Source organism: Maribacter sp., assembly GCF_039968975.1.
Classification (GTDB): Bacteria; Bacteroidota; Bacteroidia; order Flavobacteriales; family Flavobacteriaceae; genus Maribacter.
In genome coordinates this window covers 1-19,151 of sequence record NZ_JBDVOT010000019.1, presented here as the reverse complement: position 1 = coordinate 19,151, position 19,151 = coordinate 1, and the positions used below count along the sequence as shown (strand labels likewise).

General features: G+C 35.8%; 16 protein-coding genes and 1 tRNA gene. 8 read left to right on the top strand and 9 right to left on the bottom strand.

The genetic code is table 11. The features are described 5' to 3' along the window. Positions 1-7: 7 nt before the first annotated feature. Both nusA and rimP read right to left on the bottom strand, forming a co-directional pair. On the bottom strand, positions 8-1,240 hold the full coding sequence (nusA, locus tag ABJI11_RS01135) for a transcription termination factor NusA (RefSeq protein WP_276491957.1): 1,233 nt from the start codon (positions 1,238-1,240) through the stop codon (positions 8-10). 12 nt (positions 1,241-1,252) lie between these two features. After that, positions 1,253-1,714 carry a ribosome assembly cofactor RimP gene (gene rimP, locus ABJI11_RS01130; protein WP_036151875.1) on the bottom strand — a complete coding sequence of 154 codons (462 nt, stop codon included), beginning with the start codon at positions 1,712-1,714 and terminating at the stop codon, positions 1,253-1,255. 223 nt (positions 1,715-1,937) lie between these two features. Between rimP and ABJI11_RS01125 the strand changes: the two genes are divergently transcribed. Beyond that, positions 1,938-3,263: a cation:proton antiporter gene (locus ABJI11_RS01125; protein ID WP_276491955.1), complete on the top strand. Its 1,326-nt coding sequence runs from the start codon at positions 1,938-1,940 to the stop codon at positions 3,261-3,263. A gap of 39 nt (positions 3,264-3,302) precedes the next feature. On the opposite strand, the gene ABJI11_RS01120 is transcribed toward ABJI11_RS01125, so the two are convergent. Together ABJI11_RS01120 and ABJI11_RS01115 are read right to left on the bottom strand one after the other, a co-directional pair. After that, complete coding sequence (locus ABJI11_RS01120) at positions 3,303-3,635, bottom strand: hypothetical protein (RefSeq protein ID WP_276491954.1); 333 nt, start codon at positions 3,633-3,635, stop codon at positions 3,303-3,305. Between the two features lie 253 nt (positions 3,636-3,888). Beyond that, positions 3,889-3,959: transfer RNA gene (locus ABJI11_RS01115), tRNA-Gln, on the bottom strand. Between the two features lie 168 nt (positions 3,960-4,127). Here ABJI11_RS01115 and ABJI11_RS01110 point away from each other — a divergent pair. Beyond that, the gene (locus tag ABJI11_RS01110) at positions 4,128-7,451 is read left to right on the top strand and encodes a DUF2723 domain-containing protein (protein ID WP_348348695.1); all 3,324 of its coding nucleotides are present in this window, start codon (positions 4,128-4,130) and stop codon (positions 7,449-7,451) included. 64 nt (positions 7,452-7,515) lie between these two features. Here the strand turns inward: ABJI11_RS01110 and ABJI11_RS01105 are convergent, their stop codons facing one another. The 3 genes from ABJI11_RS01105 to ABJI11_RS01095 all read right to left on the bottom strand — a co-directional run bounded on the left by ABJI11_RS01105 (position 7,516) and on the right by ABJI11_RS01095 (position 9,914). Beyond that, positions 7,516-7,812 (bottom strand): thioredoxin family protein, encoded by a 297-nt coding sequence (locus tag ABJI11_RS01105; RefSeq protein WP_036151869.1) that lies wholly within the window; start codon positions 7,810-7,812, stop codon positions 7,516-7,518. Between the two features lie 92 nt (positions 7,813-7,904). Continuing rightward, positions 7,905-9,134 carry a metallophosphoesterase gene (locus ABJI11_RS01100; protein WP_348348694.1) on the bottom strand — a complete coding sequence of 410 codons (1,230 nt, stop codon included), beginning with the start codon at positions 9,132-9,134 and terminating at the stop codon, positions 7,905-7,907. A gap of 57 nt (positions 9,135-9,191) precedes the next feature. After that, the gene (locus tag ABJI11_RS01095; protein WP_348348693.1) at positions 9,192-9,914 is read right to left on the bottom strand and encodes a copper homeostasis protein CutC; all 723 of its coding nucleotides are present in this window, start codon (positions 9,912-9,914) and stop codon (positions 9,192-9,194) included. Positions 9,915-9,955: 41 nt separating this feature from the next. Between ABJI11_RS01095 and ABJI11_RS01090 the strand changes: the two genes are divergently transcribed. From ABJI11_RS01090 to ABJI11_RS01080, 3 genes are all read left to right on the top strand, one after another. Beyond that, positions 9,956-10,942, top strand: coding sequence for a N(4)-(beta-N-acetylglucosaminyl)-L-asparaginase (locus tag ABJI11_RS01090; RefSeq protein WP_348348692.1), 987 nt, complete (start codon positions 9,956-9,958; stop codon positions 10,940-10,942). Between the two features lie 102 nt (positions 10,943-11,044). Further along, positions 11,045-13,879: a DNA polymerase I gene (gene polA, locus ABJI11_RS01085; RefSeq protein ID WP_348348691.1), complete on the top strand. Its 2,835-nt coding sequence runs from the start codon at positions 11,045-11,047 to the stop codon at positions 13,877-13,879. A 97-nt stretch (positions 13,880-13,976) separates the two neighbouring features. Beyond that, positions 13,977-14,276: a T9SS type A sorting domain-containing protein gene (locus ABJI11_RS01080; protein ID WP_348348690.1), complete on the top strand. Its 300-nt coding sequence runs from the start codon at positions 13,977-13,979 to the stop codon at positions 14,274-14,276. A 52-nt stretch (positions 14,277-14,328) separates the two neighbouring features. On the opposite strand, the gene ABJI11_RS01075 is transcribed toward ABJI11_RS01080, so the two are convergent. Together ABJI11_RS01075 and ABJI11_RS01070 are read right to left on the bottom strand one after the other, a co-directional pair. Next, entirely contained in the window at positions 14,329-14,835 is a 507-nt protein-coding gene (locus ABJI11_RS01075) for a hypothetical protein (protein ID WP_348348689.1), read from the bottom strand. A 94-nt stretch (positions 14,836-14,929) separates the two neighbouring features. Beyond that, positions 14,930-17,560 (bottom strand): DUF5916 domain-containing protein, encoded by a 2,631-nt coding sequence (locus ABJI11_RS01070; protein WP_348348687.1) that lies wholly within the window; start codon positions 17,558-17,560, stop codon positions 14,930-14,932. A gap of 245 nt (positions 17,561-17,805) precedes the next feature. On the opposite strand from ABJI11_RS01070, the gene rplM reads away from it, so the two are divergent. From rplM to rpsB, 3 genes are all read left to right on the top strand, one after another. Continuing rightward, positions 17,806-18,261, top strand: coding sequence for a 50S ribosomal protein L13 (gene rplM / locus ABJI11_RS01065; RefSeq protein WP_036151839.1), 456 nt, complete (start codon positions 17,806-17,808; stop codon positions 18,259-18,261). A gap of 1 nt (position 18,262) precedes the next feature. Continuing rightward, a complete protein-coding gene (gene rpsI / locus ABJI11_RS01060) occupies positions 18,263-18,649 on the top strand; it encodes a 30S ribosomal protein S9 (RefSeq protein ID WP_036151836.1) in 387 nt (128 codons plus the stop codon). 241 nt (positions 18,650-18,890) lie between these two features. Next, the coding region (gene rpsB / locus ABJI11_RS01055; RefSeq protein WP_348348684.1) for a 30S ribosomal protein S2 at positions 18,891-19,151 on the top strand (261 nt) is incomplete at its 3' end.

Below are 19,151 nucleotides of genomic sequence, written 5' to 3'. Positions count from 1 at the left end.
TATATAGCTAATCTTCTAATTCTTCTTTTAGGATACGCACAACTTCTAAAATAGTTTCCTCTTCTAAATCTGTACGTTTCACCAAATCGTTAACATCTTGCTCCAAGACGCTACGTGCTGTATCAAAACCAATCTTCTTGAATTCTTCAATAATCCAAGCATCGATTTCATCAGAGAATTCTGTTAATTCAACATCTTCCTCAACTCCTTCACGGAATACATCTATCTCGTAACCAGTTAATTGACCAGCTAATCTAATATTGTGACCACCTCTACCAATTGCCTTTGAAACTTCCTCCGGCTTCAGGTAAACTTGTGCTGTCATCTTCTCATCGTTCAACTTAACAGAAGAAACCCTTGCCGGACTCAAAGCTCTGGTCACTAACAATTGTGGGTTAGCCGTCCAGTTGATAACATCGATATTCTCATTACCTAATTCACGAACAATACCGTGAATTCTAGATCCTTTCATACCAACACAAGCACCAACAGGATCAATACGATCATCATAAGAATCTACAGCAACCTTTGCTTTTTCCCCTGGTATTCTAACCGCTTTCTTTACAGTAATCAATCCGTCGAACACCTCTGGTATCTCTTGAAAGAACAACTGTTCCAAAAATTTAGGTGAACTTCTAGACATTATAATAGTAGGCTTGGCACCTTTCAACTCTACACTTTCAATAACACCTCTAACATTATCACCCTTACGGAAGAAATCAGATGGTATCTGTCTATCTTTTGGCAAAATAATTTCATTACCCTCATCATCTAACAAAATTATTGCTTTATGACGAATATGATGAACCTCTGCCGTATAAATCTCACCCTCTAAATCTTTAAAGTGCTTATAAATGGTTGTATTATCATGCTCATGAATCTTAGAAATAAGATTTTGACGCAATGCCAAAATTGCTCTTCTTCCTAAATCTATAAGCTTTACTTCTTCAGATACATCTTCACCAACTTCAAAATCTGGCTCAATTTTACGAGCTGCAGATAATGAAATTTCCTCATTTGGTTCTTCAACCTCACCATCATTAACAACGATACGGTTTCTCCAAATTTCTAAATCACCTTTATCTGGGTTTATAATGATATCAAAGTTATCATCTGAACCAAACTTCTTTTTAAGCGCATTTCTAAAAACATCTTCCAAAATGGCCATCAATGTCACCCTATCTATGAACTTATCGTCCTTAAACTCTGAGAAAGATTCAATTAACGCAATATTTTCCATTGGTAATTACAATTAAAATTTTAATACAACTTTTGCTTTAATAATATCTGAAAAATTTACTTCTTCTTTTTTCTGAACAGTCACTTTCCCCTTACCTATTGGCTTAGGCTCTCTAGCTTTCCATTCCAACACAATAGAATCATCGTTCACCGCAGTTAAATTTCCTTCAAACTTATCATCGTTTGTACGAACTTCAAGTTTTCTGCCTACATTTTTTACATATTGACGCGGCATAACCAACGGAGCCGCTGCACCTGCAGAGGCTACTTCAAGGGAAAAATCGTGCTCATCACGATCTAAATTATGTTCAATAGCCCTGCTTATTTTTATACAATCACTAACCGTAACCCCATGGTCACCGTCTATTACCACATGAATGCTATTATCAGCACCCATAGTGAAATCGATTAAAAACAGAGAGGGATCTTCTTGAAGACCTTGTTCCAATAATTCTTTTACTTTTTCCTTTAGCATAAATAATAAGTAATAAAAGAGGGGACTAATTGTCCCCTCATGAATACTTTTATATCCTTTCAGCTTTGCAAATATACAATAAATTTAATTTCCTACAATAGACTATTTACACCTAATTCATTCACTATGAAAACAATCAAATTAAATAATTAAGTACCATAAAAAATATATGCTTTTATAAATTATCTTATTTTTAGCACAACACCAACCAAAATAATATTAAATGGAAATTCTTTCATCTTACAACCTAATTATAGGGGCTTCCCTAATTGTTGTACTTTCTTTCTTTTTTAACGGCATCTCCAAAAAAACAAACATACCTGCAGTTCTTATGCTAATTGTTCTGGGCATCCTCATTAAAATAGGACTTGAATTTTTCATTCCAGAAATACCTGACTTCAAAGGTTCTCTTGAAATTCTAGGCACGGTTGGTCTTATCATGATCGTACTAGAAGCAGCTTTAGAATTAGAATTAAAAAGAGAAAAATTATGGCCCATTTTAAAATCTATGGCCATTGCTTTAATTGGCCTAGTAGGCTCTGCATACGTTGCCGCTTTAATTCTATATCAATTTATACCTAATATGACCATGCAATCTGCTTGGTTGTACGCCACACCGCTCTCCATTCTTTCTAGTGCCATAATTATACCTAGCGTAGGCGGACTAAGCGAAGCTAAAAAAGAATTCCATATTTACGAAAGCACCTTTTCTGATATCATGGGCATTATGATGTTCTACTTTTTAACAGGAAAACTAAACCCTGCAGAGGACACAGGAGTTGTTGGCTTCAGCATAAATTTCGCCGTCACCATAGTAATAGCATTGGTTGCCAGCTATGCCATCATTTTAGTTTTTCAACGCATAAAAAGCCAAGCAAAGCTATTCTTACTTATATCAGTATTACTACTCCTTTATGCCATAGGCAAAAAAATGCACCTATCATCTTTAATAATCATATTAGTTTTTGGCTTGATCGTAAAGAATGTCAACTTATTCTTCCCAGGAAAAACAAAAATCTTTCTTGAAAAGGAAAGAATGCAACAAATTTATCACGAGCTCCACATAGTTACGCTAGAGACTGCATTTGTAGTAAGAACCTTCTTCTTTGTAATTTTTGGCATCACTATAGTATTGTCATCCTTATTAAGCATCAATGTAGCTATAGTAAGTTTATTAATTATTGCATCTATTTATGCAATACGATTTTTAATATTAATAGTTTTCGTCGGAAAAGATATGCTGCCACAACTATTTATAGCACCTAGAGGTTTGATTACGGTATTATTGTTTTATGCAATACCTATGGAAGCACAAATCGAAGGATTTGAATCTGGTATACTTTTGTTCGTAATTATAGCTACGAGTTTAGTAATGACTTGGGCCATGATACGCGACAAACGGAAAATGGGCACCATGTTAGACGAAATTGATGAAGAAATTACCGAAAGAAATTTAGCCGAAGACGCAATCAGGGAATCTGAAGACGAAGAACTTCTAGAAACCAACAATGAAATCTCAGAACAAACCGACCCCGAAAATCTACATTAAAATTAACGCAGAAATTTAATATTAAAAAATGTTATAAAACTATTGAGGCATAAAAGAAGCATGTACCTCAACCTGGTCACTGTATGCCTGCGGCTCAGAATCCTCTAAACTATCTACTTCTTTACGAAAACGAAGTATCATAAGCGTGTCTAATTGCTGATCAATACTATCCTGCAACACTCGCCAGTTAGAAGAGTTCATTTTATTGTTGTATTCCATAATCTTATTAAAGCGGTCTAAATTATAGCGATTTGCCTTCCAAGCATGAGCAGTACTTTCTTCATGCTTTAGGTCTTGCATGTAGAATCCTATTCCAAATCCAAGTACAACAACAATCAATAATATTTTTAAAACTTTTGGAGAGAGTTTCATAAGGTTAAGTTCTTTAGGGTACCAAAGTATATAATAACATAATCGAAATGGTTTCTTTTCCGATGAATTTGTAACGTTATCGGTTTAAATGTACAAAAATACTTACACTCGGCTAACCATTTCTTCACATTACGTGTTTAAACATGTATGAATTGCGAAGGTCTAGCAATTAAAACGCAATAAAAATGACATAAATCATAAAAACAAAAAATCCTGACATCATATGATATCAGGATTTGCATTGTTCTCTTAGTTGGCCCACAAGGACTCGAACCTTGAATGACGGTACCAAAAACCGGAGTGTTACCATTACACCATGGGCCAATACCTTTTTAAGAGGCTGCAAATTTAAAACAAAGTTTTGTTTCACCAAACATTTTTTCAAGTAAAAATGAAAAAAATCTACTTTACCCATGTTAAAGGTTTATAAAAATAGTTCATTCCTTTCTAGATTAATTAGTAAATTCGCCACTTAGGTTTAACCCAAGCTTCATGTTTTCAAAGAACTACCACAAGTGGGACACCATATTAGGATGGTCCGTATTTTTTATTGCCTTTATCACGTATTACATTACCGTTGAACCCACCAATAGTTTTTGGGACGCGGGAGAGTATATAGCAACAGCAGCCAAGCTTCAAGTGGGTCACCCACCCGGGGCGCCATTGCTACAAATGATTGGTGCATTTTTTGCAATGTTCGCATTAGAACCAAGTCAGATTGCTATGATGGTAAACCTTGTATCTGGTGTATCTAGTGCATTTACTATTTTATTCATGTTCTGGACAATTACCAATATTACCAGAAAATTAATTGATAAAGACGGTCCCTTCACCAATAGCAAAGCAATAGCAGTATTTGGTAGTGCCTTAGTAGGCTCATTGGCTTTTACATATTCTGATAGCTTTTGGTTCAATGCCGTAGAAACAGAGGTATACTCTATGGCGAGTCTTATAATGGCATTGCTATTATGGTTAGGACTAAAATGGACCGACAATCTTGACGACCCGCGCGGAAACAAATGGCTTGTATTAATATCTTTTGTGGTAGGACTAACTTTTGGAGTTCAATTTATGGGCTTCTTGGCAATTCCATCTATCGGTTTGCTTTATTATTTTAAAACCTACCAAAAGACAACAGTAAAAAACTTTTTATTGGCTAACATCATTGTTATAGCCATCTTAATGTTAGTATATAAATTCTCACTAACCTACGTGCTTCAACTTTTTGGTTGGGGAGAAGTATTCTTCATCAACAGTATAGGATTACCATTTAATTCTGGATCTATAATTATTGGTCTATTATTTATAGCAGCATTTTACTTTGGCTTAAACTATACACGTAAAAACAATTATAAGACAGGTAACACCATTGTTCTGTGTATGATGTTTTTATTCTTAGGGTTTTCCTCATGGTTAATGTTGCCTATTAGAGCAAATGCCAAAGTTGTCATCAATGAGAACAACCCAGAAGATGCAAGGGCTCTTTTAGCATATTACAATAGAGAGCAATACCCAGGTGTTGACAGCCCTGTTTATGGCACCTATTACTCAGACCTTTTTGCACCTGCAGGTGAAGATCAAGATGGCAAACCTAAGTATGAGAAAGATTATACTTTAGGCAAGTACATTGTAGTAAATAAATACAAAGACGCTGTTCAAGGCCCCAATCCTAAACACCAAGGATTGTTACCAAGAATGTGGAGTTCGCAAAATGCTGAAAACTATATGCGCTATTTTGGAGCATTAGATTTTAGAATCACACAACCTAATCAAGAATTAAGACAAGCTGCTGAACAGGTTAAAATAGGTTTTGCCAATGGCGAAATCGGTGCTGACCAATACATTAGTTTTTTAAAGCGTTTTGACGAATACATAGAAGTACAACCACCAACCGTGTGGGACAATATTAAATATATGTTTGAATTTCAGTTCAACTATATGTATTTACGTTATTTCATGTGGAATTTTGTTGGAAAACAGAATGATGTACAAGGTCGATATAATGATAATGGGAATTGGTTAAGTGGCATCAACGCTATTGACAGCATGAGATTAGGTAGTCAAGACAACCTACCAAGCGATATTCAAGACAACCCAGGAAGGAACACCTATTTCTTCTTGCCATTAATTTTAGGAATCATAGGTATTGTTTTTCAACTCTCAAAAGACAAAAAGCAGTTTTGGGTATTATTGATGTTCTTCCTGTTTACAGGATTAGCCATACAGTTTTACACGAACCCAGGTATATTTCAACCACGTGAACGAGATTATTCTCTTGTAGGATCCTTCTATGTCTTTGCCCTTTGGATCGGTTTAGGAGTATACGGATTGTACGACAGTTTTAAAGAATGGATTACACCTAAAATATTGGCACCAGTTGTCGTAATTGTAACATTACTTGCCGTACCAACGGTAATGGCTGTACAAAACTGGGATGACCATGATAGATCAGGTAAATTCACGGCAAACTCGTCTGCAAAGGCATATTTAGATTCTTGTCAAGAAGATGCAGGAGCCATTTTATTTACTATTGGAGATAATGATACATTCCCAATTTGGTATGCACAAGAAATTGAGCATTACAGAACAGACGTTCGTATTGTATGCACCAGTCTTTTTGAAACAGATTGGTATGTAGATCAAATGAAGGTTGCCGCTTACGAAAGTGCACCGATACCTTCTCAAATTTCTCACGAGAAATATAGATGGGGATCAAGAGATGTACTATACCACCAAGGTATTACTGAAAACAGATGGCCTATTAAAGATTTCATCAATTGGATCGATAGCGATAAGCCAAGAACAAAACTTAAATATTTATTTGAGCAAAACGGCGCAGATTTGAGTCAGTACTCTGAAGACACTCAAAACATGGTCTACTACCCTACTAATAAAATTAGGGTTCCTGTCAACAAGCAAAATGTATTGAGCAGTGGTTTGGTAAAACAAAAAGACGCTGATAAAATCGTTGATTACATTGACATAGACCTACCAGGCGCTATTACTAAGAAAAGCATGATGATGCTTGACATCTTAGCGAACAACGACTGGAAACGTCCTTTATACTTCTCTGGAGGTAGTTTTGATGATGCCGAATACCTTTGGATGAAAGATTACCTGCAACTAGATGGTTTGGCTTATAAACTTGTACCTATCCGTACAGAAAGACCTAATGCATTTGAACTGGGACGAATTGATACAGAATTAATGTACGATATCGTTACTGGATGGGATTGGGGTAATGCCGGTGGTGATATTTACCATGACACTCAAACCCGTATTCAAAGTGTATCATTTAGAGGAAACTTAGCTCGTTTAACAGAAGCGTTGATCAAGGAAAACAAAATGGACAAGGCTAAAGATATCATCGAGATTTCTTTGACCAATATGCCTGTAGATAAATTTGGGTACTATACACTAGTAGAACCTTTTGTAGATGGTTATTATAAAGTTGGTGAAAACCAAAAAGCACGTGCTTTATTTGAAAAGCTAAAAGGTAAGTATCAAGAAAGATTGGAGTATTACGCTTCAACAAGCCTAGATGAACAATACAGCAATATTGATGATATTATAGCAGATATGGAAGCTTATAGACGTAATATAGATATTATTATAACCAATGATAGTGAAGATATTGCAGAAAAAGAAACCTTGATCTTTAATGAGTACATTGATAAATTCCAACATTTCTATAAAGATGAGGATGATATGGACATGCGTGAAGAAATGCAACAGGCAGATCCAGATATGATGGATACCGTACCGGTTTCAGATACTATTTTACCTGACAATACTAAGACCGAAATTATAGAATAGGTCATAAAAAAAAAGCTTTGAGTTTGCACTCAAAGCTTTTTTTAATTTTAAATAATTTACGATTTTAAACGTACTCCTTAAGAATACCCATTAGCGTGGTAGCATCTTGCTCACCACTTTGTCGCCATACCATTTCACCTTTTTTATAAATCATAAGTGTAGGCAGACCTTTAACACGCAAAGCCTGAGAAAGCTCTTTATTCTTATCCACATCTATCTTTATAACCTTACCTCTACTACCTAAAGCAGCGGCTACATCTCTTAACACAGGATGCATTGCAGTCGACTGTTCGTTCCACTCTGCATAAAAATCAAGAAGAACAGGTACTTTTAAATCTATTAATTCACCAAATTTGGACATATAAAATGCTTTTCTTTGTTAGCCAAAAGTAATAAAAATTGTTAAAATACTACTGTTAGCACTCTAATAGTAGTAATGTAAAAGGGTTAAAATCATGTTAATGCCTTTTTCTTTAAAGTAATCACGGTAATTTCTGGCCATATACCTACCCTACCCGGATAACCCAAAAAACCAAATCCTCTATTTACATTAATGAACTGCCCCATTTCTTTGTAAATACCAGCCCAATAAGGATATCTCCATTTTACGGGGCTCCACTTAATCCAACCAGGTATTTCAATACCAAATTGCATACCATGGGTGTGACCGCTCAAGGTCAAATGATAATGATAGGCATCCTTTATAACTTCCATTTCCCAATGAGATGGGTCATGGCTCATTAATATTTTAAAATCGTTTTCTTTAATCTGTGAAGCAGCTTTCTTGAGATCACCGGCCTTTTTAAATCCGCCTTTTCCCCAATTCTCAACTCCTACCAAGGCAATCTTATCATCTCCCCTTTGAAGATATCTATGTTCGTTTAGTAAAAGATCAAAACCCATTTTCTTTTGCAACGTTTTAAGGTCTTCTAAATTTTGATGTTTTAATTCTTCCGTATCCCAAGGAATATAATCGCCGTAATCATGATTTCCCAAAACTGAAAACTTACCATCTTTAGCATGAAGGGTACTAAATAAGTCTGCCCAGGGCTCCATTTCAGAAGTCATGTTATTCACCATATCACCCGTAAACAAGAGCACATCACTTTTCTGCTCATTAATAAGGCTTACAGCGTATTCAATTTTTTTTCTATCATCGAAACTACCACTATGTATATCTGATATTTGAGTGATTTGATAGCCATCAAAACCACCAGGGAGATCATCAAACTCTAAATCATATTTCAACACCTTAAAGTTGTATTTACCTTTATACATACCATATAAAAGTGCTCCAAAAGGTATGGCTGCCACACCAAGAGCTAACAAACTAAGAAACCTTCTACGGGCCGGAAGTCCAAATTTCTTATCATCTCCGTACAATTTTTGATAAGCACCTGCTATAAAACGATAGATATCTTCTGAAAACAGGAACAGAATTGTAATGATATTGAACGTTAACATGGTCAATAAAAACCCAAAAGCATAACTTTTAGATATACTCAATACACGACCCGTCTCTTCACCTACTGAAAATTGATAAATAAAATTTAGCATAACCGCTAATGAAACTGCAATATAAATCCACGACCACCACGGTTGTTTGGTAATGGTCTTTAATGCCTGAAGTACATAAAAACTTAAGGCAACATAAGCTATGACGAATATAAACCAACGAATCATGATTAAAATTTTTACAAAGATATCTGTATCACAGCGGTATATGTGCTCATTTGCATTTTATTTAACCTTAGCTACAACTGCATTAATATTTTCCAATTGAGTAATGGCAAGATGATCATCGCTCAAAAAGCCTTCTGAATTCATTGATATCAAAGGTTTATTAGGTATTGTTTTAATCAAAGCTGTACCCGATAAATGAACCGCACTAAAACCCTTGCTCATAAAAGCATCAACATTACCGGCATTTACACCTGATCCGGGCATAATCTGTACGCTTTTGCTTTTCTTTTTTAATTCCGATAAAAGGTCAATTCCTAAAGGTGCAGACTTTTGTTGACCAGAGGATAATATATAATTAATCTGCATAGCATCTAACCGCCCTAACGCTTCAAGCGGATTTTTAACCCAATCAAAAGCCCTATGAAAAGTAAATTTCAAATCGCCTGTAGCATTCTTCAACTTTTGGGTTCGATCTATATCCAAAGAAAAATCATTTAAGAGAACCCCAGATACAATTCCGTCAAATCCCAATTCTACACAAAGCTCAATATCGGTTAGCATCATCTTCAGCTCATCATCAGAATATGTGAAATCTCCACTTCTAGGTCTGATCAATACATGCACCGGAATAGAAACTTGTTCTTTCACTGCTTTTAACAACCCGTAAGAAGGTGTCAATCCGCCCACCGCTAATTCTGAGCACAACTCAATTCGGTCTGCTCCAGCTTGTTCTGCAACAAGGGCAGATTCTAAAGAATTAGCACAAACTTCTACTATCATATTGCTATATTTAAGGTCATTAAAAGTAAAAAACCAAACCCATGAAAAGAAGAAAGTTTCTAAGAAATTCTAGTGCCGTAGCCGCTGGTATAGTATCCGCACCCATATTAGCTTCATACAAAGAAACTCCTTTACTAAAAGGAGCAGATAACGCACCAGTTCTACCCATAGCAATTTGTACATGGAATTTTGGAAACGCCACAGCCAAAGCATGGGAGGTTTTAGAAAAAGGAGGTAATGCCCTAGATGCCGTTCACCAAGGTGTTATGGTCGAAGAAAATGACCTGAGCAATAGCACAGTAGGAAATGGCGGCAGACCAGACAGAGATGGCAATGTTACTTTAGATGCCTGTATTATGGACAAAGACGGTAATTGCGGTGCTGTTTTGGCAATGCAGAATATTGCGAATCCCATTTCTGTAGCTAGAAAGGTAATGGAAGAGACTCCGCATGTTATGCTTGCAGGAAAAGGAGCTGAACAGTTTGCCTACGAACAGGGTTTTGAAAAAACTGATTTGCTTACCGAAGAGTCAAAACAAGCATGGGAAGAATGGAAAAAAACATCGCAATACAAACCCATCATAAATATTGAAAATCATGATACTATTGGTATGCTAGCTATTGATGCTGATGGTGATATAGCCGGTGCATGTACCACTAGCGGAATGGCTTATAAAATGGCTGGCAGGGTTGGTGACTCCCCAATTATCGGTGCCGGACTCTTTGTTGATAATGAAATTGGTGGCGCTACAGCAACAGGAGTTGGGGAAGAAGTGGTTAGGACCGTTGGTAGTTTTTTGATCGTTGAATTAATGCGACAAGGCAAATCGCCACAAGAGGCATGCGAAGAGGGTGTAAAACGTATCATCGATAAAAATAAAGACAAGCAAGATTTTCAAATCGGATTTATCGCAATCAATAAAAAAGGAGAAACTGGCGGATACTGTATTCACCCAGGGTTTACTTACAGAACGTATACTAAAGAAGGTCATGTAAACAATCCTTCAGATAGTTATTTAAAAAGTTAATCCACTTCTTTAGCTTGATTTAATACGGAAGCAATAGGGCAATCTCCCTTAATGTTTCCCTATCAATTTGTACTTTTAACGTTTTACAATCAATATTCAAAAATGGCAGCTCAAAAAAGACTCTTTTTGCTAGATGCATACGCACTAATTTTTCGTGGTTACTACGCACTTATAAAAAACCCTAGAATAAATTCTCAAGGCATGGATACCTCAGCAATTATGGGGTTCATGAATTCGTTATTCGATGTTATTCGTCGTGAAAAACCTGACCATTTAGCCGTTTGTTTTGATAAAGGAGGAAGTGCGGAACGTACAGAATTATTCCCCGAATATAAAGCTAACAGATCAGAAACACCAGATGCCATACGTATAGCGGTACCATATATTCAAGAAATTCTTAAGGCGATGCATATTCCTGTAGTTGTAAAAGAAGGATGGGAAGCAGATGACATTATAGGTACTTTGGCAAAACAAGCCGAAAAAGAAGAATACAAGGTTTTTATGGTTACGCCAGATAAAGATTTTGGACAGTTAGTCTCTGAAAACATCTTCATGTATCGCCCTGCAAGAATGGGTAACGACATTGAAATATGGGGAATTCCTGAAATACAAAAACGTTTTGGTGTAGAAAGACCAGAGCAAGTTATTGACTACCTAGGTATGATGGGTGATGCCAGTGACAACATACCAGGCTTACCAGGTGTAGGTGATAAAACTGCCAAGAAATTCATTGAGCAGTTTGATTCTATGGAAGGGCTTTTAGCTAATACCGATAAGCTAAAAGGTAAAATGAAAGAGAAAGTAGAAGCCAATGGTGAACTTGGTTTACTTTCTAAAAAATTAGCTACTATTTGTTTAGATGTTGATGTTACTTTTAATGCTGGTGACTATGAAATGTCTGAACCAAATGCCGAAGCAGTTCAGAAAATATTTGAAGAACTTGAGTTTAGAAGATTGAAAGATCAGTTTATAAAATTATTTTCTGCGGAAGTTGAAGAAGCCACTACAGAGACTGCAAATAAACCAGCAGCCAAAAAAGAAATTCAAGATGCTGGATCCGGACAGTTTTCATTATTCGGAAGTCCCGCAGATTCTGGCGCAACAGTAAAAGATTTTTCAAGCAGAAAAACTATTGCAGATGTTGCGCATTCTTACCAAAGTGTTGCTCCTGGTATGGCAATGAAGTTATTTCTAAAAAACTTAATGCAGCAAACGTCGGTTTGTTTTGATACGGAAACCACAGGTTTAGATCCTTTAACAGCAGAATTGGTTGGTATTGCGTTCTCTTGGGAAGCAACAAAAGGATATTACATTCCCTTTACAGATAGCAAAGAAGAAGCACAGGCACTTTTAGAAGAATTACGCCCTTTCTTTGAAGCCGAAGAAATTGAAAAAATAGGTCAGAATTTAAAGTACGATATTAAGGTATTGGACAAATACAATATTGATGTAAAAGGACCTTTGTTCGATACCATGCTGGCACACTATCTAATTAATCCGGATATGCGTCATAACATGGATGTATTGGCAGAGACGTATTTAAACTACACTCCGGTTTCCATTACAGAACTTATAGGCAAAAAAGGAAAGAATCAATTGAGCATGCGCGATGTACCGTTAGAAAAACAAACGGAATATGCGGTTGAAGATGCAGACATCACCTATCAGCTTGCACAACATTTTAGACCAGAATTAAAAGAGGCCAATACAGAAAAGTTATTTCAAGACATTGAGATTCCGCTATTACGCGTATTAGCAGATATGGAATTGGAAGGCATCAATTTAGATGAAGTATTCTTGAACTCGCTTTCAGAAGACTTGAAAAATGACATCAGCAATTTAGAAACGAAAATTTACGAGGTTGCAGGTGAAGAATTCAATATTGGCTCTCCAAAACAATTAGGTGAAATTTTATTTGACAAGCTAAAACTAGTTGACAAGCCTAAAAAGACAAAAACAGGTCAATATTCTACCGCAGAAGATGTGTTATCATATTTAGCAAAGGACCATGAAATCATTCAAAATGTATTGGATTATAGAGGTCTTGCTAAATTAAAAAGTACTTATGTAGATGCATTGCCCGAACAGGTAGAACCATCCACAGGCAGAGTTCATACAGATTATATGCAAACTGTAGCCGCAACAGGTCGTTTGAGTAGTAATAACCCGAACTTACAAAACATTCCAATTAGAACAGAACGCGGCAGACAAGTAAGAAAAGCTTTTGTACCAAGAGATGAGAATTATACTTTATTAGCAGCCGATTACTCTCAAATAGAGCTACGTATTATTGCAGCATTGAGTGAAGAAACGACGATGATAGAAGCTTTTAAACATGGTGAGGACATTCATGCTTCTACAGCATCAAAAGTATTTAATGTACCTTTGGAAGAAGTAACTAGAGAACAACGTAGTAATGCCAAGACAGTAAACTTCGGAATCATCTATGGCGTATCTGCATTTGGATTAAGTAACCAAACGGACTTATCAAGAAAAGAAGCAAAGGAATTAATAGATACCTATTACAAGACCTACCCGAAGCTACGGAACTACATGAGCGAGCAAGTAGATTTTGCACGTGACAATGGTTATGTATCTACCGTTTTAGGAAGAAGAAGATATCTAAAAGACATCAATGGAAGTAACGCCATTGTTCGTGGTGCTGCAGAACGAAATGCGGTAAATGCACCTATTCAAGGTAGTGCTGCAGATATCATAAAAATTGCCATGATCAATATTCACAATAAATTGGAAGAAGGTAATTACAAATCCAAAATGTTATTGCAAGTACATGATGAATTGGTATTCGATATTTACAAACCAGAATTAGAAGAATTACAAACACTCATTAAATCTGAAATGGAAAATGCATATAAAATTGCAGTTCCTTTAGATGTTGAGGTTGGCTTGGGTGAGAATTGGTTGGTTGCGCATTAAAGCAAAGATTAGTTAAAGTTTCTTTAAAGGGAGACGAAAACGTATTTTTAGAACGTTAGCACATAGTGTACTTCTACAATTAGGTGCGCTATATTCAATGAAAAGATTTTTAATCATAGTAATTTTTATAACCCTTGGAGCAAGTAAACTAACTGCGCAAGACATAAAAATATTTCCTAACCCCGCAACGAATGTCGTTAATGTTTTAGGACTTAAAAATGATTCTAACGCCGCTATTAGCATTAGGGATAGTTACGGAACACAGATTATATATCACCAATGGGATATTAAAAGAAACTCTCTGAACATCCCAGTTTTTAATCTTGAAAAAGGATTATACATGATTTCCATACAATCAGAGCATCAAAATGTAAAAGCCAAATTTTACAAGCAATAAAAAACCCTTACAATAAATGTAAGGGTAGTTTTTTTATGACATTCTAGCTTAATTAACGCTTTACGAAAATCAATTGCCCGTCTTCTGAAAAGTTAGGGATATCAAGATCGCTTGCATCTAATGTCATAACATTACCATCAATAGTAACACTAATTGCCACTTCTTCACCATTTTCATCTATAGTAGTAACAGTTTCCCCATCAAAAGTATACGTACTCGTACTTTCATCTGAAGCAGTAGGACAAGGAATATCCAAACCCGTAGCAGTAGCGTTAACTTCAATATAGTTTGCAGAATTAGAAGCACTAGCCGTTAAGTCCTCATTAAACTGTAGAGTAATAATGTAGCAATCTTTGTCTGTTAAAAAATCTAATATTTGTTTTCCAAATTTGACATCGTCACTTGCTGTTTCATTGTCAATTTCAAGTTCTGTAGCATCCCAAGTACCAACAATTGCCGTACTATTAATTTCTGCTTCATCTTGGGTTTCATCTTTGTCAGAACTACAGGACATAAGTGTTAACACCACCCCTGCAATAAGTAAAATATGTTTATACATCTTTTTAGTTTTTTTGGTTGTACATCCCTAAAAACGAAAAAAAATGCCAATTATTTCAAATTTGAATAATCGGTTATACTTCACAACCGATTATTTAAAGAATAAAACGATATGTTGCCTTCAATAAAATAGTGTTGTCTTTTTTCTGCCCAAGTATTTGACGGTCTAAATTCCTCCCCAAAGTTTCACTAGGGTTTCCTGCTCCTACTACTCCTTGCGACCAAACCAAAAAGACTTCCGAGCCTGGCACATATTCCCATCTAAGTACCAGATTTGACCGAAACTGTACATAAGAAAAATCTGGATTTTCAATCTGATAATCTACAGTACCATCAAAATCTTCATCTATTAAATAATTATCGTCAACGGCTGATTTTGTAATTTGATTTCCTGAATACATACTTACTCGATCAGCTAAACGCTCAGCGATAGGATTATTCACATAATTAAAATTGGTATATGTACCTCTAGAAATGAAAGGCTCACCATAATATTGAATTGACAAATTAGGATTAATACTATAATTAAAACGGATGGATGTACTAAAGGTCTTTTGATCAATATTACCAGTTATATATCTAGCAGCGCCATTAAAACTACTCTCACTTACATATTGGGTTTTATTGGGATTCTCTTCAAACTCAGAAGAAATAGATAGGTTAAAAGCATCAAAAGGTTGATAGTACAATGTAAAAACATAACGTGCTAACGAAAAGTTTTTTTCAGCCGCTTGACTATTTACATAACCCAGGGTAAAACTTAACTTCTTTCTACTGTCAGAACCAAAGAATAGATAGGCGAAATTTTCATCTGACCAGCGCCAACGTGGTCCGCCGCGAAGAACCGTATTAGAAAATATACGAGGTTTATGTGCCGCACCAACCTCTGTCCACCAATTATTTTTATAATTTATGAATCCTTCAAACTGGTACTGAATTCTATTGTAGTTACCTTCAAAATCATAAGTAGAATACTGACTTAACTCCATGTTGGCTCTTCTGTAAAAATTGGTCGGCTTTATAAAAAGCCTACTGACCGAAGCAGTCTGCTTTATTTCATCAGCTTGTCTTAAAAAACCAATATCATTAAGTTCCAATTCTGGAGAACGCCAAATAACACCACCATCATATCTCCAATTACCACCGCCTGCCTTACCAAGTTCTATTTTACCACCTGTACCTGTAAGCGAAGTTCTAGCATTATCTACTGAAACATGATCTGCATCTACTCTTTGAAAGAGGTGCGTTATACTAGTTTGTGTTCTTGCGATTGCACCTTCACTACCCGTTACGTGACTACCTACAATATTACCTTCAACATAATAGTTTCTATTTTTCCAATTATGTTTAAAATCTAGTCCGCCCGTAAAAGCTCCACTTCGTAAAAAATCTAGATTATCTGGTATGTTTCTATTTGTAGCAGTAAAAATTCCACCAATAAAAGAATTTCTTTCATTGAAATCTTTCTGGACTCTACCCACTATGTAATTCGTTAACGGCTCTACCAACTCTGAACGTTTATTACCAGAAACATCTTCTATATCTGCGTACATTTTACCGGTAACACTTTCTAACAGCCCCAATGACCATCCGTTTTTAGTTTTGCCAGAAAATTTAGCGGCACCCAAAATTGTAGAATTGGTTGGTTCATCTATAAATTCATCTGGTGTAGTAGTTGCAAAACCCTGAGGACTCCTTCCTATTCTTCTACTATAGAAAATATTATCATTACCGTCGGCAAACTCATAATCGAAAATATTCTTGTTTTCAATGAAAAAAGGACGTCGTTCTTCAAAAAAGATTTGAAATCCGTCTAAAGCAATGGCACCGGGATCAGCATCTACCTGCCCAAAATCTGGATTTACGGTTAAATCCAAAGTCAAATCATTCGTTAAACCTATTTTAGCATCTAAACCGGCATTTAACCTGTAATCATTACCATCGCGAAAAGGATTACCATCTTGCGAAGGGTATGAATCATATTGATTCACCAAAAAAGGTTGAATTTCTAATTGCTTTTGTGGCTGAATATCCATTAAACCTTTCAGTACTCCAAATTCACTTACCCAACCTGGTGCATCAAGCGAAACCGGCTGCCATAAAGAGCGTTCTTCGGCCCTAAAAAACCTCCTATTTAACTGAAGCCCCCAAATTTGTTCTTTCTGCTCTCCAAATTTTAGCTGACTGAACGGTATTTTCATTTCGGCGGTCCACCCTTCTCCATCTATTTGAGAAGCAGTGTACCAAATAGGGTTCCAGCTGGCATCCCAAAAATCTCCATTTTGGGATATGAACTCATCGCCCTTTACACCAGCAGCAGAAATATTAAAAGAGAAACCGGTTCTTTTATCATTGTAACTATCTATATTAATCTCGATCCAATCACCAGCAAAATTATCGCGCCTGGCAAGTCTTTTTTCTATTTTAGAAGGAACACTATCATAACAGCGAATACCCACATAAAGAAATTTAGTGTCATAGGTAATTTTAAATTTTGTGGCTTGATTTGGCGCCTCTCCATTATTAGGGTCAAAAACGGTAAAACCTCCATCCCAAGAAACAGTATCCCACGCTTTATCAAACAATTGACCGTCAATTGCAATTTCTTCTCCCACCGGAAGTTGTTTGGTAACATATTCCCTTTGTACCTTTGCAGTATCTTTTTGAGCTACTACTGTCGATATAAATAGCAGAAATAAGATACTTTGGAATATACATTTATTCATAATTGTGCGTTCTTTGGTTGGTTGATGTGATATTGAAGAGACACAAAAGAATTGTAATTGTTACAGAAATAGTAATAAAACCAACAAGTTTAACAGTATCTCCATAAAGACAAAGTAGTTAGATCTTACATTTATTTAAAAAATGTAAAAAAATAAGAAACAAGTATTTGCAATTCAAGTTAATAATTGTAGATTTGCAGCCCCTTTCTAGGGATTGATTAAAATAATAGTTAAAAATAGCAGTAGTGGATACATTAAGTTATAAGACCGTTTCGGCCAACAGAACAACTGTAAACAAAGAGTGGTTATTGGTAGATGCCGAAGGAGAAACATTAGGACGCATGGCTTCAAAAGTCGCCTATTTGTTAAGAGGAAAGCATAAGCCAAGTTTCACCCCTCATGTTGATTGTGGTGATAATGTTGTTATTATCAACGCAGAGAAAATTGTTCTTACAGGAAACAAGTGGTCTGATAAATCATATATGAGATACACTGGCTACCCAGGTGGTCAACGTACTACTAGTGTAAAACAATTATTGGATAAAAATCCAGAAGGTATTCTTGAAAAAGCAATAAAAGGAATGTTACCTAAGAACAGATTAGGAGCTGAACTTTTTAGAAACCTTAAAGTTTACGCAGGTACAGAACACGGTCAGGAAGCTCAAAAGCCAACTGTTGTTAATTTAAAAGACATTAAATAAGATGGAAGTAATTCATAAAATTGGTCGTAGAAAGACCGCTGTAGCAAGAGTATATCTTTCTGATGGTAATGGTGATATCACTATTAACAACAAAGATTTAAGTGTATACTTCCCAACTGCAACACTTCAATACAAAGTAAAACAACCTTTCACATTAACTGAAAGCTTAGATACTTATGATGTAAAAGTAAATGTTTACGGTGGTGGTATCACTGGTCAAGCAGAAGCTATTCGTCTTGCTTTATCTAGAGCGATGTGTGAGATTGATGCCGAAAACAGAACAGTACTTAAACCAGAAGGTCTATTAACTAGAGACCCAAGAATGGTTGAACGTAAGAAATTCGGTCAGAAGAAAGCACGTAAAAAATTCCAATTCTCGAAACGTTAATTCGGAATTACAAGATTACCAGGCACCCTTTTTGGGTGCCTATTTTTATATTTTATCATACTGGAAAATCCAGATTATTAACAAGTTCATTGAAAGTCCTATTTAGGACAATTAAAAATCCTTTAATTACTTAAGGTTAAAGGTAAGATTAGTTTAGCATCTAAATGGTGAAGGCTTTTCGGCTATAAACCGAAATACCACTTTATCATTGCTAATTCATAAGAACGTAAACTAAATTAAAATGGCGAGAGTCGAAGTAAAACAATTATTAGAAGCAGGTGTACATTTTGGTCACCTAACAAGAAAGTGGAATCCAAACATGGCTCCTTACATCTACATGGAGCGTAATGGTATTCACGTAATCAACCTTTACAAAACAGTTGCAAAATTAGACGAGACCAATGAGGCTCTAAGCAAGATTGCAGCATCAGGTAGAAAAATACTTTTCGTAGCTACCAAAAAACAAGCAAAAGATATCGTTGCTGAAAAAGCAGCAGCAGTA

What these genes read in the sequence shown, in the direction of transcription:
- ABJI11_RS01075 (WP_348348689.1), bottom strand. Translation starts at nt 14,835, where the DNA reads ATGTATAAACATATTTTACTTATTGCAGGGGTGGTGTTAACACTTATG.
- polA (WP_348348691.1), top strand. Translation starts at nt 11,045, where the DNA reads ATGGCAGCTCAAAAAAGACTCTTTTTGCTAGATGCATACGCACTAATT.
- ABJI11_RS01100 (WP_348348694.1), bottom strand. Translation starts at nt 9,134, where the DNA reads ATGATTCGTTGGTTTATATTCGTCATAGCTTATGTTGCCTTAAGTTTT.
- ABJI11_RS01080 (WP_348348690.1), top strand. Translation starts at nt 13,977, where the DNA reads ATGAAAAGATTTTTAATCATAGTAATTTTTATAACCCTTGGAGCAAGT.
- nusA (WP_276491957.1), bottom strand. Translation starts at nt 1,240, where the DNA reads ATGGAAAATATTGCGTTAATTGAATCTTTCTCAGAGTTTAAGGACGAT.
- ABJI11_RS01070 (WP_348348687.1), bottom strand. Translation starts at nt 17,560, where the DNA reads ATGAATAAATGTATATTCCAAAGTATCTTATTTCTGCTATTTATATCG.
- rimP (WP_036151875.1), bottom strand. Translation starts at nt 1,714, where the DNA reads ATGCTAAAGGAAAAAGTAAAAGAATTATTGGAACAAGGTCTTCAAGAA.
- ABJI11_RS01095 (WP_348348693.1), bottom strand. Translation starts at nt 9,914, where the DNA reads ATGATAGTAGAAGTTTGTGCTAATTCTTTAGAATCTGCCCTTGTTGCA.
- ABJI11_RS01090 (WP_348348692.1), top strand. Translation starts at nt 9,956, where the DNA reads ATGAAAAGAAGAAAGTTTCTAAGAAATTCTAGTGCCGTAGCCGCTGGT.
- ABJI11_RS01125 (WP_276491955.1), top strand. Translation starts at nt 1,938, where the DNA reads ATGGAAATTCTTTCATCTTACAACCTAATTATAGGGGCTTCCCTAATT.
- ABJI11_RS01120 (WP_276491954.1), bottom strand. Translation starts at nt 3,635, where the DNA reads ATGAAACTCTCTCCAAAAGTTTTAAAAATATTATTGATTGTTGTTGTA.
- ABJI11_RS01110 (WP_348348695.1), top strand. Translation starts at nt 4,128, where the DNA reads ATGTTTTCAAAGAACTACCACAAGTGGGACACCATATTAGGATGGTCC.
- rpsI (WP_036151836.1), top strand. Translation starts at nt 18,263, where the DNA reads ATGGAAGTAATTCATAAAATTGGTCGTAGAAAGACCGCTGTAGCAAGA.
- ABJI11_RS01105 (WP_036151869.1), bottom strand. Translation starts at nt 7,812, where the DNA reads ATGTCCAAATTTGGTGAATTAATAGATTTAAAAGTACCTGTTCTTCTT.